Here is a 15,028-nt window from a genome sequence, read left to right as displayed (position 1 = left end):
ACGGGATGCGTCGGAGGGCGGGTCAGGGCGCTGTGAGGGTCAGTCGGTGCCGACGGGGGAGGCGGCTTCGTTCAGTCCGCCGAGTGGTCCGGCCTCGAAGCCGTCGTCCGTGGCGTGCTGGGCCTGGCCGGTCCGCTCGGCCTGCAGTCGGTCGCGCAGGGTGCGGGCCCGGGGCAGGCCGATCCGTAGTTCGCGGCGCAGACCCTCGGCGGTCAGCTGGTCGTCGGTCCAGTCGGCGGTCAGGAGTCGGGCTTTGTCGAGGAGGTTGGCGTCGGTGCGGCTGCGGTCGGCGGTCGACTTGGCGGCGTCGGGGACCCGACCGGTCGCTCGGCGCGGTGTGGCTCCGGTCGACTGCGCCACCGTGGCCGACCGAGGCGGTCGGGTGTCGGGAGCCGCTTCGGTTCCTTCGGTCGGCCCCGTGGCAGGTGCCTCGGGGACCTCCACGGGGGCGGACTCGGTCAGCTGCTCCGAGGCCGATTCGGCCCGGTCAGGCGTCGACCGTAGGGCCTGGTCGCCTACCGACCGGGCAGAGGCCGCTTCGGGGGAGTCGGCCGACTCGGGGTGGTGGTGCAGCACCTTGGCCACGAGGTCGGATCCGAAGTAGATCGACCCGACCGGGAGTGAGGTCGCCAGCAGGACGAGGGCCCAGTTCGCGTAGCCCAAGTCGGTCAGTCGGCCCCACTGGATCGAGTCGGTGTGCAGGGCCGGTACGAGGCCGTGCACGTAGTTCAGCAGGAGGCTCGCGATCGTGTAGGTCGCCAGGACCCGCAGCGCGAACGTCCGATCGGCACCGGTCAGCACGAGCGTGGCGATCAGCGCGAGGGCCATCAGGCCGTCGACGACGATCGGGTAGAGGAAGGCGGCGGTGGAGTCGGCGCCGATGGCGCGGGCCACGTCGGACAGTGCGTTCCACGAGACCCGGAAGGCCATGAGGTCGACGGCCACCAGGCCGATGACGAGGGCGATGCGTCCCGCGCGGCTCATGCGCCGGCTCCCGGCGGGTGCGGGTGTTCGGCGAGTGTCGCCGGCATCGGCGCGTCGCTTGTGGTCGTCGTTCGTGGTGCCGGAGGCGAACCGCGCGATACCGGCGCGGACGCTGCGCATGGCTGCCGGGAGGCTTGGAGCAGGGAAGTGCAAGGTGGAGGGCTCCAGGGATGGGTGTGGCCGCCGTGGGCGGCCGTGATCGGTGGGGACTCGTCCCACCCGTCCCGCCGCTGGTCAGGGCAGGTACGGGTGGGGCGGTGATGTCGAGTCGACTCGTTGCGGGTCGGTGACTCGTCCCCGCGCTGACCTGCGCGGGGACGGGTGGGACGAGTCGGGGAGGGTCAGGCGCCGGGCTCGGCGGGGAGGGTGGGGGCTGCCTCGGGCGGGCAGTAGCGGGTCCAGGCGTCGGTGAACTGGGCGCGGGTGAAGCCCTTGGCCTGGGTGCCGCCGGGGAAGCGGCGGTTGGCCGACTTGATGCCGTAGTCCTGGAGCAGGATCTGCAGGCCGCGCGGGGTGAGCCCGTGAGGGCTGTGCTCGGCCCAGGGTGCCTCGGGGTCGGCGTTGAGGATCTCCAGGAGGCGCCCGGTGCGGAGTGCCGGCTGGTCGCCCTCGGAGGCGAAGGCGCGGCGGATGTCGGCGAGGATGCGGATCTTCAGTCCGCCGTCCTCGTCGCGCCCGGCCTCGTAGTCGGTCATGGCCGTGCACGCGGTGCGGGCCAGGACGGGCCAGTGTCCGCCCGCGAGGTCGGCGACGCTGATCAGCGGCGCCCAGGTGTCGGCGGCGCGGTCCTCGACCGGCATCTTCGGCTCCAGGGCGAGGGCCTTCTCGCGTACGGAGGCCAGCCAGGCCGCCAGCCGGGTGCGGAGCTCGCGTACGGTCAGGTCATCGCGGCCGTAACGCCAGGCGCTGACCTTCTCGGTCTCGGCTCGGCGGCGCATGCGGATGACGACCGACCGGTCCATGATCGTGTCGGGCAGGTCTCCGATTCCGGCGAGGGCGGCCATGGCGAAGGTGTCGAACTTGACCACCTCGTGGTTGGGGCCGGTGACGCGCAGGGTGGGCCGGTTGCGCTGGTGGCCGGCGTTGAGCAGGCCGCGCATCTCCTCGTTCTTCTCCGCGACCTTCGGGCTACCGAAGATGGTGTCGACCTCGTCCACGAGGAGGGTGGGCGGATCTCCCTCGCCGATCGACCGGAAGATCGCGGCGGCGGAGGCGTTGACCGTGATCAGCGGCTCGTGGACCGCCTCGATCAGGACCTCAAGGAGCCGCGACTTTCCGCAGCGCTTGGCCGGTCCGACCACCGCCAGGCGCGGCGCGTGCTGCCACACCGTCTGCAGGTGGGTCGCCGCCGCCCACAGCGTGGTCGCGGTCAGGGCCTCGTCGCTCGGCATCACGACGTAGCGCCGGATCGCGTCCCGGAGCAGGTCCAGGACCTCTACGCCCTCGGAGTGCGCGTCGGGCGGCGGGGCGGTCGGCTGGCCGGGGACGGCGGTCGGCGGCCACTCGACGGGAAGCGATGGCGTGTTCGGGGTGGCTTCGTCCATACTGGACATCGAGCTCCTCAATCTGCGGCCATATGGGACGGCAATCCCGGCACTGCAGGTAGTCGTTCAGGGATGGGCGGCGTGAGGTTTGCGCTTTGAGCCCCTCGGTGTCGCAAGCACTGGGGGGCTTTTTGCATGTCTGGATAGGTGCTGGCGGTCTCCTGCGGACAGCAGCGGTCCAGTACAACAACCATGCCACGTGCAGAGTGACTATGCAAGCGGCAGAACATGGTGTACTGTTTAGGCTGCTGCAAATTGCAGGGACATTCTGCGATAGGAAGGAGGGGTCGATGCCCGACGACAACGGCGAGGACGCATCCGAGGGTGTCCTGCTCAAGGGCGAGGACAACGCCGCCAAGCGGATCAAGGCCGAGCGCGAGAACCGTGGCTGGAGCACCACCACGCTCTCCGACCGCCTCAACGAGGCCGGCTATGAGATGAACCCGTCGGCGGTATGGCGGATCGAGAACGGCAAGCGCCGCATCAACCTCGACGAGGCCATCGGCTTCGCTGAGGTCTTCGGGGTGTCGCTGTCCAACCTCGTCGGCCCGCCGGCCCTGGCCGCCGCCGGCCGCGCCATGGAGCTGATCGACACCGTCGTGGCCGCCAGCGCGGCCGCCCAGCGCGCCCAGCACGCGTACCGGCGGGTAAACGCCGAGCTCATCGCCTACCTCGACGAGCACCCGGACATCCGCGAGGAGGCCAACGCGGTGGTCAGCAACGCCATCGCCGAGAGCACCATGAAGATCAACCAGGAGGAGTTCGGCCTGCCGCCCCAGCCGTAGTCCGCTCCTTTGGCCGCCCTGGCCCGCAAACCCCAGGGACCCCGGCCGCATCACACGCCCATCCCATCCCTGAACGACACGGCCCGGCCGGGGTTGCCGCCCCATCAGCCGAGGCCAGGAGAGGACCCCGCTTGCGCCACACGGCAATACCCCACACCTCCGCCCAGCCCCGCACGGCGAAGGAGGTGAACAACAACGACCGTCTGCTCACGGTCGACGAGGCCGCCGAACGCCTCGGCACCGGAGTCCGCTTCATCCGCCGACTCATCCAGGAACGCCGGATCCGCTACGTGAAGCTCGGCAAGCACGTCCGCATCGCCGACAGCGTGCTGACCGCGTACGTCGAGGAGCGCTCCGTCCCCACGATCCGCGAAGCGCGCTCCCGCTTCGGGAAGGCGGCCTGATGGCGGGCCGCAAGCCGCAGCGGCGGCGCGAGTTCGGCACCGTGCGCCAGTTGCCCTCGGGGCGCTGGCAGGCGCGCTACTGGGCGCCGGACGGGTCCCGGCGTACGGCGCCGGAGACGTTCGAGACGAGGACCGACGCCCAGGACTGGCTGACCCTCACCAAGGCGGACATCCAGCGCAACGTCTGGGTGGATCCGGAAGTCGGAGCGGTCAACTTCGAGGAGTACGCCTTGAAGTGGGTGGTGGAGCGCGGCCTGTCCGCCACCACGGACGAGCTGTACCGCCGCCTCCTGCGGCTGCACCTTCTGCCCTTCTTCGGCGAGGTGGACCTCGACGAGATCACCCCGCCGATGGTGCGCACCTGGCGGGCCGAGCGTCTGGCCGCCACCGGGGCCACGACCGTCGCCAAGTCCTACCGCCTGCTCAAGGCGATCATGGAGACGGCGGCGGACGACGAACTGATCCGTCGCAATCCGTGCCGGATCAGGGGTGCGGGCAGCGAGAGGGCGAAGGAGCGCACGACGGCCACCGTCGAGCAGGTCGACGCCCTCGCCGAGGCCATCGGGATCCGTTGGCGCCTGATGGTGTACCTCGGTGCCTACGGCCCGATGCGCCCGGAGGAGCTGGCGGCCCTGCGCCGGACCTCCGTCACCCTCGACCCGCTCGCCGTACGGGTCACGGAGGCCGCCCCGGAACTGAACACCGGGCGTCGCGTCGAGGGCGACACCAAGTCCGCGGCCAGTGTCAGGACGATCCACTTGCCGGCCTTCCTCTATATCGAGGTCAAGCGGCACCTGGACTGGTTCGCGGAGAAGGAGCCCGACGGGCTGCTGTTCGTGGGGGAGAAGGGAGCACCCTTCCGACGGACGACCTTCGGCCGGAAATGGGCGAAGGCCCGCGCCAAGGTCGGCCTGCCGAAAGACTTCCGCTTCTACGACCTCCGGCACACGGGCCACACCCTCTCCACCCAGTCCGGCGCCACTCTCAAGGACACGATGGTCCGCGCCGGCCAGTCCTCGGAGAAGGCCGCGATGATCTACCAGCACTCCGACGACGCCCGTCAGCAGGAGGTCGCTGGAGGCATCGACGCCAGGGTTCGAGAGTTGCGCGGACGTGCGACTGGCGTCGAGTCCGACTGAGATCCGTTACGTCCCCGGTCAGAGCGGTTCACGACCAGCTCTGACCGGGGATGGTCGAGCCCTGGTGGTCGACTGACCAGCAGGGCTTCTTGATTTTCTCCCTCGAATGAGGGAGGATTTCCGGAAATCACACTCCGTGGTCAGGGGCTGAATATGGCAGTCATGCACGTTGAGGACTCACGCGGTCAGAGCCGTCTCGCAGATCTGGGGCTCTCGGCCGAAGCCATCGAGAACGTGCTGCGGCGCGCCGAGGCAGAACGCAACTTCTGCACGCCCCTCGACCCGGTCTCGCTCCCGGGCAACATCTTCTGGGGCAGGACCATCCGCTTCCTGCGTGAGGCGTACATCCCTGACGGGTGGCGCAGCGTGAGCCCTCAGAACGTCTCGCTCCTGCTGTCGCCGGAGGAGGACTTCGCCATCACCGCCTCCAGCGGCAATAAGGCCACCGGCTACGCCGCGCTCACCCCTGCCACCCGCTACTCGAAGGGCACGGCGGTCATCCGCCGGGTTGAGACCAACCGGCAGCTGATGTTCCCTGGTTACGAGGCCGAACCCGAGTCTCAGGGAGTCGGAGAGGGGATCCCGACCTGGTTCCTCCTGTACCAGCACGTGAACACCCTGACGGGCACGCGGCTCTACTACGAGCTGTCGCTGCCGACCAACCCGGGGAGCCGTGGCAAGATCGACAGCTGGCACGAGCGGATCATCTTCCCCTACATCGACTTCGAGGGCTTCAACCCGTTCCCGAACGACGACGACGGCGAAGGCGGCATCGACATCCCGATCGAGCGTCTGGGCTGATCGTCCACCCCACAACCCATTGGCACTCCCATGACCACCGCATCCCGGCTCGTCCTGGCGCGCAAGCGCCGCGGACTCACCGTCACCCGTCTCGCCCAGATGGTCGGACTCACCGCCCGCCGGCTGTCCGACTACGAGAACGGCCGGGCCTACCCTCCCCCGGCCTCCCTGGCCAGCCTTGCTGAGGCTCTGGAGTTCCCGGAGTCCTTCTTCGTCGCCGAAGAGGTTGCCGACCTGCCCGTCGAGTCGGTCAGCTTCAGGGCGCTGAGCAAGATGACGGCCTCACAACGGGACATCGCCTTGAGCAGTGGTCGCCTCGCCCGGATCTTGCAGGACTGGATCCGGGCTCGCTTCAAGCTGCCGGCGTCAGACCTTCCGTCCTTGACCTCGTTCAGCCGTCTCGGCAGCGACAACGAACCGGTGTTTCCGGGCGAGGCCGGTGTCGAGAACTGTCCAGCCGAGCGCGCAGCCGAACTGGTCCGCACTCGATGGGGGTTGGGGGTCGCCCCGATCCCCAACATGGTTCACCTGCTCGAAGCGCACGGCGTGCGTGTGTTCTCGCTGTCCCGGGACTGCCCGGAGGTGGACGCCTTCTCCTTCTGGGACCGCGGCATCCCGTTCGTGCTGCTGAACACCGAGAAGACGGCCGAGCGTGGACGCTTCGACGCCGCACATGAGCTGGGGCACCTGGTTCTGCACGGCGAGGAGCAGGTCCCTCATGGGCCCCAGGCCGAAGGGGAAGCGCACCGGTTCGCTGCCGCCCTGCTCATGCCCGCCGCGGACGTCTTGGCGCATGCCCCTCGCAACCCGAGCACCACCTGGATCCTGCAGGCGAAGCGTCGCTGGAAAGTCGCCGCCATGGCACTCGCCCACCGCCTGCACGAACTCAACCTCACCACCGAATGGCAGTACCGCACACACTGCGTCGAGCTCAGTCGCATGGGCTACCGGAAGTCGGAACCCCAGAGCGCACTCACGCGGGAGACCTCCCAGGTGTTGGGCAAGGTCTTCGCCGCCCTTCGAGCGGAAGGCACGTCCCTGGCGGAAGTCGCCCGTGATCTCGACCTGCGAGCCGCCGACCTCAGCGACTTGATCTTCGGCCTGGTGGTCATGGTCCAGGAGGGCGGGCGCGGTGGTGCCCGTAGTGCAGTCGCTTCCCGTAGGCCACAACTCTCCGTCGTGCGCTGACGCTCGTATTTGCACCTGCGGAGGAACGTTCCCTCTGGTGGAAGTGGTGCGGATCACAGGGCTCATCGCCCGCATATTGAGACAGCGCTGCCCCCGCGCCACCTAAATGGTGCGGGGGCAGTGCCGTGGACAGGGCAGATAGCGTAGTTGGGGCATGCGGAGGGCACGGCAGCCCGCGAGAGGTCTAGACAACAACGAAGCCCCAGGTCGCTGACCTGGGGCTTCGTAGAAGAGCGGATGACGGGAATCGAACCCGCGCTATAAGCTTGGGAAGCTCATGTTCTACCATTAAACTACATCCGCGTCACGGACGGTGATCCGTCCGTAGCGTCACACACTGTACCTCATCCCGGGCTCCCGACGTGTCGCGTCGTGCGGGCCCTCGTGTTTTTCGGGGTCGACCCGCGTGCGGGCGGGGGAAGTTGGGGCGTAGCGTTGGGGGCGGAGTGCCGGATGGAGTGGCGTCCTGTTTATCCCCTAATGTGGCAGTCTCGTCCATGCTTGTTGGGGAAGGGACTTGATGGGTTCGATGGAGCGCACCGTCGTCCGTTGTGCCGAGGGGCACGTGTTCAGTACCGCTTCGTTCCCGCTGCAGCAGCTCGGGGCCGGGCGGATCGGGCCCGGGCGGCTCGTCCGGTGTCCACGGTGTGCGCGGTTGCGGCACGCCGTTCCGGTGGAGCTTCAGCAGCGCTGAGGGCCGGTGGCCAAGGGCGTGGGCGGTCTCGAATTGGGACGTCCGCGCCCTCTGCGTATCGTGGGGGCGTGCTTCTCTCAGACAAGGACATCCGGGCCGAGATCGACTCCGGCCGGGTGCGCATCGACCCGTACGACGAATCCATGGTGCAGCCCTCGAGCATCGACGTGCGGCTCGACCGCTTCTTCCGCGTGTTCGAGAACCACCGGTACCCCCACATCGACCCCGCCGTCGAGCAGCTGGACCTCACCCGCGAGGTCGAGCCGGAGGGCGACGAGGCGTTCATCCTGCACCCCGGCGAGTTCGTGCTGGCCTCGACGTACGAGGTCATCACCCTGCCTGACGACATCGCCTCCCGGCTGGAGGGGAAGTCCTCTCTCGGTCGGCTCGGGCTCGTCACCCACTCCACCGCCGGGTTCATCGACCCCGGGTTCTCCGGGCACGTGACCCTGGAGCTGTCGAACCTCGCCACCCTGCCGATCAAGCTCTGGCCGGGCATGAAGATCGGCCAGCTCTGCCTGTTCCGGCTGAGCTCGCCCGCCGAGTTCCCGTACGGCAGTGAGCGCTACGGGTCCCGGTACCAGGGCCAGCGGGGGCCGACCGCCTCCCGCTCGTATCAGAACTTCCATCGGACGCAGGTGTGAGCGGCATGAGTGACGTACGGGAGAACCTCACCTACGAGGGATTCGGGCGCGCCGTCCGCGAGCTGGCCCAGGCCATCGCCGACGACGGCTACGAGCCCGACATCGTGCTCTCCATCGCCCGCGGCGGCGTCTTCGTCGCCGGCGGTCTCGCCTACGCGCTGGACTGCAAGAACATCCACCTGGTGAACGTGGAGTTCTACACCGGCGTCGGCACCACGCTCGAGATGCCCGTCATGCTCGCGCCCGTCCCCAACGCGATCGACTTCTCCGACAAGAAGGTCCTCATCGCTGACGACGTCGCCGACACCGGCAAGACCCTCAAGCTGGTGCACGACTTCTGCGTCGATCATGTCGCCGAGGTCCGGTCCGCCGTGATCTACGAGAAGTCGCACTCGCTCGTGAAGTGCGAGTACGTGTGGAAGAAGACGGACGAGTGGATCAATTTCCCCTGGTCGGTCGAGCCGCCCGTCGTCGAGCGGGCCGGGCAGGTGCTGGACGCCTGAGGCGTCCCGTCCTGTCCCGTTCCGTCGCGCTGAAGGGCCCTGCCGGGTGTCGTCCGGCCGGGCCCTTTCCCGTGGGCGGGGCGGCGGAGTGCGGTCCACGGGTGCCCGGCGCAGGCTGTGCAGCGGGGACGTGCCGGACCTGTGGAGGGGACGCGTGTCATCGGCCTCGCCCGCCGCCCTCGCACTGCCGCGCCACCACCGCGATCCCGGCCGTGGCCATGGCCACGGCCTCGCCCGCAACCGCGCCGCCTGACTTTCTCGCTCGTGGAGGGCAACCTTCCGCCCGTCTCGCCGGTCACACAGACACCACCACGCAACACGCGTACCACGTCGGTCCGGAAAGGGCCCTCTGTCTGTGATGACTCGTACCCGGCTGAGCGCCGTGGCCCTCACGGCCGCGCTCGCCGCCTCCGGCGGTCTGATCACCGCCGCCCCGGCCTCCGCAGCCGTCACCTGCGCCTCCCCCACCTGGACGGCGCAGTACTACGCCAATGCCAGCTTCAGCGGCACCCCGAAGCTGACCGCCTGCGACTCGGCCATCGCCGAGAACATGGGCAGCGGTGACCCCGCCGGTGTCACCCTGCCCAACGACAACTTCTCCATCCGCTGGTCCCTGACCCGCGACTTCGGATCCGGCGGCCCGTTCCGCCTCAACGCCGCCACCCAGGACGGCATGCGCGTCTACATCGACGGCGTCCGCAAGATCGATCTGTGGAAGAACGTCTCCACCACCGCTCGCAAGACTGTCGATCTCTCCATTCCGGCCGGTAAGCACACCATCCGCGTCGATTACGTGGCCTGGACCGGGTACGCCTACGCCGGCTTCACCTACGCGCCCCGCACCGAGGCCACCGTCGACACGGTCAAGCCGCTGTACCCCACCGGCCTGACCGCGACGTACAGCGCCACGACGCTCAAGACCACCCTCAAGTGGGCCGCCAACAAGGAGATGGACCTCGCGGGCTACCGCGTCTACCGCCGGCTGAGCCTCACCCAGTGGGCCAAGGTGAGCGGTACGTCGCTGCTCACGTCCCCGACCTTCGTCGACACCCCGCCCGCGACCGGCCAGACGTACCTCTACGAGGTCCGCGCCGTCGACAACGCGGGCCGCGAATCCACCGGCAGCCTCGACGTCACCGCCACCACCGTCGACCAGACCGCTCCCGCGGCACCGAAGGGTCTCGGGGGCTGGACGCCCGACTTCTCCGAGAAGGTCAACCTCTCCTGGGACGGGAACGCCGAGGCGGACCTCGCCGGGTACCACGTGTACCGCTCCACCTCCCGGCCGGTCGCGCTCACGGCGGCGAACCGGGTGAGCGGCGACAAGCCGCTCAGCGGCTCCTGGTACCAGGGGCCGCTGCCGCAGACCGGGGACACGTACTACTACGTCGTCACGGCGGTCGACACGCAGGGCAACGAGTCGGCGGCCTCCGGCACGGCTGAGTTCTACACGCGGGACAAGACGGGGCCGGTGGACACCGCGTACAACGCCAAGGCGGTCGAGGACGAGCGCGGGGTCACGCTGACCTGGGACACGTCGCAGGCCACCAGCGCGGACTTCGTCGGGTACGTGGTCCTCCGCTACGACAGGCCGCGCACGGAGCCCGGGCGCACGATCGTGGAGGTCGGCAAGAACATCCGGGGCACGTCCTTCACGGACGCGGCCCCGCCCCCGGGCGCCACGTACTACTACTCGGTCGTGGCCGTGGACGGCGCGGGCAACGGGGGCATCCCCTCCGACGAAATGGCGGTCACCGTCGCCGGAAACACCACCCCGCCGCCCCCGGTGACAGGCGTGACCGTCACCGCCGAGGAGAACGGCGTCTCGCTGAGCTGGAACGCCAGTGCCGAGCCCGGGCTCGACCACTACCGCATCCTGCGGGGCACGCTCGTCGACGGTCAGTGGGTGTACAAGCCTCTCCAGGATGCCTGGACCCTCAAGCCGTGGGAGTTCACGCAGACCCACCACCTCGACCGTACGGTCGCCGACGGCGAGCAGGTCCGCTACGGCGTCGTCGCCGTCGACCAGTACGGCAACCAGCTCACCCCTGGGACCGGTGCCTCCGTCCAGGACGTCACCGAGCTCGACCTGCGCCCCGACGCAGACGCGGGCCCCGCCGTGGGCGACACCCCGATCGGCCACCTCTACGGCGACGTGAACGGCTGGGTCGCCTGGTGGAGCAGTGACACCGGCGCCAACGGCAGCAAGGTGACCGGCTTCAACGTCTACCGCTGGAACCGTTCGACCCACGTCTTCGACAAGGTCGACGTCCAGACGCGCGGTGACAGCAGCAGCTGGTCGTACGTGGACACCTCCCGGCCCAAGGGAACGACCACGTACTACCGCGTGACGGCCACCCTCGCGGACGGCACGGAGACGGCCGCCCGCGAGATGGCGTTCGCCTCGGAGAATTAGCCCCCGCCAGGGGGACGCTCTAGAGCTCGGTCCGGCCCAGGGCCCAAGCGGCCGCCTCCTGAGGGGAGGCGGCCGTTTCCACACCCTGGGGAACGGGCGGGCGGCGCACCACGACGACCGGGACGCCCGCCTCGCGGGCCGCCCGGAGCTTCGGGGCGGTCGCCGCGGCGCCGCTGTCCTTCGTGACGAGCACGTCGATGCGGTGCCGGCGCAGCAGCTCGCGCTCCCCTTCGAGGGTGAACGGGCCCCGGTCCAGGAGCACTTCGGTGCGGGCCGGCATCGGCGGCTCCGGGGCGTCCACGGACCGGACGAGGAACCACTGCGGGCAGCGCGCGAAGACCGCGAGCCCCATCCGCCCGGTGGTCAGGAAGACCCTCCCACCGAGGCCGTCCAGCGCGGCCGCGGCCTCCTCCAGCGACCCCGCCTCGCGCCAGTCGTCGCCCTCGGCCGGGACCCAGCCGGGGCGGCGCAGGGCGAGCAGGGGAACATGGGCGGTGGCGGCCGCCCGGGCCGCGTTGAAGCTGATCCGTTCGGCGAAGGGGTGTGTGGCGTCGATGACCCGGTCCACACCGTGCTCGGCGATCCACCGCGCGAGCCCGTCCGGGCCGCCGAACCCGCCGATCCGCACCTCGCCCTCGGGCAGTCGCGGGTTCGCCACCCGGCCGGCGAGCGAGCTGGTGACCCGCGTGTGCGGGTGCAGCAGCCCGGCGAGGGCGCGGGCCTCGGCGGTCCCGCCGAGAATGAGAACGTGCACGGGAGTCCCTTCATGAGTTCAGGCGGCGGGCGCGACGCCCAACTCAAGCACACCGGTCTGCGGCCGGGCTGGACGACCGGGGCCTGTGCGACGGCGGCGACGACCGCCGCGTACACGGCGCTGCTCGCCGGGGATTTCCCGGATCCGGTGACGATCACGCTGCCGAAGGGGCAGACGCCGTCCTTCGCGCTGGCGGCGGAATCCCTCGCGGGCGACGCCGCCATGGCGGGGGTCGTCAAGGACGCCGGCGACGACCCGGACGTGACGCACGGGGCGCTGGTCCGGGCGACGGTGCGGCTGCTGCCGCCGGGGTCCGGGGTGGTGTTCCGGGCCGGTCCGGGCGTGGGCACGGTGACGCTGCCGGGGCTGCCGCTGGAGGTGGGCGAGCCGGCGATCAACCCGGTGCCGCGGCAGATGATGCGGGAGCACGTGGCGCGGGTCGCGGCGGCGCACGGCGGCACGGGCGACGTGGAGATCACGGTCTCCGTCGACCACGGCGAGGAGCTGGCGCGTTCCACGTGGAACCCCCGGATCGGGATCCTCGGCGGCCTCTCCATCCTCGGCACGACCGGGATCGTCGTCCCGTACTCCTGCTCGGCGTGGATCGACTCCATCCGGCGGGGTGTGGACGTGGCGCGGGCCGGCGGCCTGACGCACGTCGCGGGATGCACCGGCTCCACGTCCGAGCGGACGGTGACGGAGCTGTACGAGCTGCCCGAGATCGCGCTGCTCGACATGGGCGACTTCGCGGGCGCGGTGCTGAAGTACGTCCGGCAGCACCCGGTCGACCGGCTGACCCTGTGCGGCGGCTTCGCCAAGCTCTCCAAGCTCGCCGCCGGGCATCTGGACCTGCACTCGGCCCGCTCGCAGGTCGACAAGCCCTTCCTCGCGGACCTGGCGCGGGCGGCGGGCGCGTCGGAGGACCTGGCCGCGGAGATCGCCGCCGCCAACACCGGCCTCGCCGCCCTCCGCCTCTGCGAGGCGGCCGGCGTCCCCCTGGGCGACGCGGTGGCGGCCCGCGCCCGCGACGAGGCCCTGGCGGTCCTGCGCGGCGCCCCGGTCACCGTCGACGTGGTCTGCATCGACCGCGACGGAACGGTGGTCGGCCGCTCGGCCCCGAAGGGGCCGTAGACACCCTCAGCAGACGTGCCGGTCGCGGGCCGGGTCGTACAGGTGGCTGTCGCGGAACTGGGAGGCGGCGAGGGTGCGGCCGACGAGGATGACGGCGGTCTTGGTGATGCCGGCGTCCTTCACCTGCTGGGCGATGTCGTCGAGGGTGCCGCGCAGGATCAGCTCGTCCGGGCGGCTGGCCATGGCCACGACCGCGGCGGGGCACTCCGTGCCGTAGTGCGGGAGCAGTTCGGCGACGACGCGGTCCACGTAGCGGGCCGCCAGGTGCAGGACCAGGAGCGCGCCGCTGCGGCCCAGGGTGGCGAGGTCCTCGCCCTCGGGCATGGGGGTGGCCTGCTGGGCGATGCGGGTCAGGATGACGGTCTGGCCGACGGTCGGGACCGTCAGTTCCCGCTTCAGCGCCGCCGCGGCCGCGGCGAACGCCGGGACGCCGGGCACGACCTCGTACGGGATGCCCGCCGCGTCGAGCCGCCGCATCTGCTCCGCGACCGCGCTGAAGACGGACGGGTCGCCGGAGTGCAGCCGGGCCACGTCGTGGCCCTCCTCGTGGGCGCGGACGATCTCGGCGACGATCGCGTCCAGGTCCAGGTTCGCGGTGTCGACCAGGCGCGCGTCCGGCGGGCACTCGGCGAGCAGTTCGCGCGGGACGAGCGAGCCCGCGTACAGGCAGACCCCGCAGGACGCGAGCGTGCGCGCGCCGCGCACGGTGATCAGGTCGGCCGCGCCGGGGCCGGCGCCGATGAAGTGGACGGTCATGCCTCTGCAGAGCCTTTCGCCTTTTTCGTTACGGACCACTGGGTGACCGGCATCGCCTGCCGCCAGCCGGTGAAGCCGCCCACCGGGACGGCCTGGGCGACGGCGAGCCGGACCAGCTCGCCGCCGTGCCGGCCGTACCACTCGGCCAGCAGCGCCTCGGACTCCAGCGTCACGGTGTTCGCGACCAGCCGGCCGCCGGGCGGCAGCGCGGCCCAGCAGGCGTCGAGCAGGCCGGGGGCGGTCAGGCCGCCGCCGATGAAGATCGCGTCCGGTACCGGCAGTCCGGCCAGGGAGTCGGGGGCCGGGCCCACGACGATGCGGAGTTTCGGTACGCCGAGGGACACCATGTTGCGGGCGATGCGCTCGGCGCGCTCGGGGTGCTTCTCGACGGCGATCGCCCGGCAGGTGCGGTGCGCGCGCATCCACTCGATGCCGATGGAACCGGAGCCGCCGCCGACGTCCCAGAGGAGTTCGCCGGGGGCGGGGGCGAGCGCGGCGAGGGTGGCGGCGCGTACGTACCGCTTGGTGAGCTGGCCGTCGTGCTCGTACGCCTCGTCCGGCAGGCCGGGCACGGCGCCGAGGCGGAGTGCGTCGGGGGCGCGGACGCAGTCGATCGCGACGACGTTCAGGGCGTCGAGGCGCTCGTCGTCGTCCCAGGTGTCGGCGGTGCCGTCGACGACGCGCTCGTACGGGCCGCCGAGCTGTTCGAGGACCCGCATCCGGCTGCCGCCGTAGCCCCTCTCGCGCAGCAGCTCCGCGACCTGCCCCGGAGTGTGGCGGGTCGCGCTGAGGACGAGCAGCCGCCGTCCGTCGTGCAGGGCGGCGGTGAGCGAGGCGAGCGGCCTTCCGACCAGCGTGACCGTCTCGACGTCCTCCAGCGGCCAGGTGAGGCGGGCGCAGGCGTACGAGACGGAGGACGGGTGGGGCAGGACGCGGATCCGGTCGGCGCCGATCGTCTCGGCGAGGGTGCGGCCGATGCCGTAGAACATCGGGTCGCCGCTGGCGAGCACCGCGATCCGGCGGCCCTCGTGCGCGGCGATCAGTCCGGGGACGGACTCGCGCAGGTTGTGGGGCCAGGTGACGCGGGCGCCGAGGCAGACGTCGGTGGGCGCGAGCCACAGCTGGCGGTCGCCGCCGATCAGGACCTCGGCCTCGCGCAGGACCTGCCGGGAGGTCTCGGGGAGCCCGTCCCAGCCGTCCGCGCCGATGCCGACGACCGAGACGGCGGGGGGCGGGGGTACGGAGCTCACGCCGGAACTCTACGTGACCGGAACATGACCTCCGA

At 70.7% G+C, this 15,028-nt stretch carries 14 protein-coding genes and 1 tRNA gene; 9 read left to right on the top strand and 6 right to left on the bottom strand.

All coding sequences use genetic code 11. The annotated features are described in order from the left end of the window. Positions 1-39: 39 nt before the first annotated feature. Both ABZO31_RS17335 and ABZO31_RS17330 read right to left on the bottom strand, forming a co-directional pair. A complete protein-coding gene (locus tag ABZO31_RS17335; protein WP_406862143.1) occupies positions 40-984 on the bottom strand; it encodes a DUF2637 domain-containing protein in 945 nt (314 codons plus the stop codon). Positions 985-1,325: 341 nt separating this feature from the next. Next, a complete protein-coding gene (locus tag ABZO31_RS17330) occupies positions 1,326-2,528 on the bottom strand; it encodes a DUF3631 domain-containing protein (protein WP_376412575.1) in 1,203 nt (400 codons plus the stop codon). 290 nt (positions 2,529-2,818) lie between these two features. Here ABZO31_RS17330 and ABZO31_RS17325 point away from each other — a divergent pair, with 290 nt between their 5' ends. The 5 genes from ABZO31_RS17325 (at position 2,819) to ABZO31_RS17305 (ending at position 6,845) form a co-directional block, all read left to right on the top strand. Then, entirely contained in the window at positions 2,819-3,313 is a 495-nt protein-coding gene (locus ABZO31_RS17325; RefSeq protein ID WP_376412548.1) for a helix-turn-helix domain-containing protein, read from the top strand. A gap of 185 nt (positions 3,314-3,498) precedes the next feature. Beyond that, the gene (locus ABZO31_RS17320) at positions 3,499-3,717 is read left to right on the top strand and encodes an excisionase family DNA-binding protein (protein WP_376412578.1); all 219 of its coding nucleotides are present in this window, start codon (positions 3,499-3,501) and stop codon (positions 3,715-3,717) included. Beyond that, positions 3,717-4,856: a tyrosine-type recombinase/integrase gene (locus ABZO31_RS17315; protein ID WP_406862142.1), complete on the top strand. Its 1,140-nt coding sequence runs from the start codon at positions 3,717-3,719 to the stop codon at positions 4,854-4,856. The genes ABZO31_RS17320 and ABZO31_RS17315 overlap by 1 nt, the downstream gene beginning before the upstream one ends. Before the next feature lie 153 nt (positions 4,857-5,009). After that, complete coding sequence (locus tag ABZO31_RS17310) at positions 5,010-5,657, top strand: hypothetical protein (protein ID WP_406862141.1); 648 nt, start codon at positions 5,010-5,012, stop codon at positions 5,655-5,657. Between the two features lie 30 nt (positions 5,658-5,687). After that, positions 5,688-6,845: a helix-turn-helix domain-containing protein gene (locus tag ABZO31_RS17305; RefSeq protein WP_406862140.1), complete on the top strand. Its 1,158-nt coding sequence runs from the start codon at positions 5,688-5,690 to the stop codon at positions 6,843-6,845. Positions 6,846-7,077: 232 nt separating this feature from the next. On the opposite strand, the gene ABZO31_RS17300 is transcribed toward ABZO31_RS17305, so the two are convergent. Further along, positions 7,078-7,148, bottom strand: a tRNA-Gly gene (locus tag ABZO31_RS17300). A 459-nt stretch (positions 7,149-7,607) separates the two neighbouring features. Between ABZO31_RS17300 and dcd the strand changes: the two genes are divergently transcribed. The 3 genes from dcd (at position 7,608) to ABZO31_RS17285 (ending at position 11,102) form a co-directional block, all read left to right on the top strand. Further along, entirely contained in the window at positions 7,608-8,183 is a 576-nt protein-coding gene (gene dcd / locus ABZO31_RS17295) for a dCTP deaminase (RefSeq protein ID WP_393645036.1), read from the top strand. Between the two features lie 5 nt (positions 8,184-8,188). Further along, positions 8,189-8,686: a phosphoribosyltransferase gene (locus ABZO31_RS17290; RefSeq protein ID WP_406862139.1), complete on the top strand. Its 498-nt coding sequence runs from the start codon at positions 8,189-8,191 to the stop codon at positions 8,684-8,686. Between the two features lie 358 nt (positions 8,687-9,044). Next, positions 9,045-11,102 carry a PA14 domain-containing protein gene (locus tag ABZO31_RS17285; RefSeq protein WP_406862138.1) on the top strand — a complete coding sequence of 686 codons (2,058 nt, stop codon included), beginning with the start codon at positions 9,045-9,047 and terminating at the stop codon, positions 11,100-11,102. 19 nt (positions 11,103-11,121) lie between these two features. On the opposite strand, the gene ABZO31_RS17280 is transcribed toward ABZO31_RS17285, so the two are convergent. After that, positions 11,122-11,856: a cobalt-precorrin-6A reductase gene (locus ABZO31_RS17280; protein WP_406862137.1), complete on the bottom strand. Its 735-nt coding sequence runs from the start codon at positions 11,854-11,856 to the stop codon at positions 11,122-11,124. A gap of 12 nt (positions 11,857-11,868) precedes the next feature. Between ABZO31_RS17280 and ABZO31_RS17275 the strand changes: the two genes are divergently transcribed. Then, the gene (locus ABZO31_RS17275) at positions 11,869-12,987 is read left to right on the top strand and encodes a cobalt-precorrin-5B (C(1))-methyltransferase (protein WP_406862136.1); all 1,119 of its coding nucleotides are present in this window, start codon (positions 11,869-11,871) and stop codon (positions 12,985-12,987) included. A gap of 6 nt (positions 12,988-12,993) precedes the next feature. Here the strand turns inward: ABZO31_RS17275 and cobM are convergent, their stop codons facing one another. Together cobM and cbiE are read right to left on the bottom strand one after the other, a co-directional pair. Continuing rightward, a complete protein-coding gene (cobM, locus tag ABZO31_RS17270) occupies positions 12,994-13,743 on the bottom strand; it encodes a precorrin-4 C(11)-methyltransferase (RefSeq protein WP_406862135.1) in 750 nt (249 codons plus the stop codon). Further along, the gene (cbiE, locus tag ABZO31_RS17265) at positions 13,740-14,993 is read right to left on the bottom strand and encodes a precorrin-6y C5,15-methyltransferase (decarboxylating) subunit CbiE (RefSeq protein ID WP_406862134.1); all 1,254 of its coding nucleotides are present in this window, start codon (positions 14,991-14,993) and stop codon (positions 13,740-13,742) included. The genes cobM and cbiE overlap by 4 nt, the downstream gene beginning before the upstream one ends. Positions 14,994-15,028: the final 35 nt, after the last annotated feature.

It is taken from the genome of Streptomyces solicamelliae (assembly GCF_045348655.1).
Taxonomy (GTDB): domain Bacteria; phylum Actinomycetota; class Actinomycetes; order Streptomycetales; family Streptomycetaceae; genus Streptomyces; species Streptomyces solicamelliae.
Note: the sequence above shows the minus strand (reverse complement) of the source record. Positions and strands in the feature narration are given on the sequence as shown.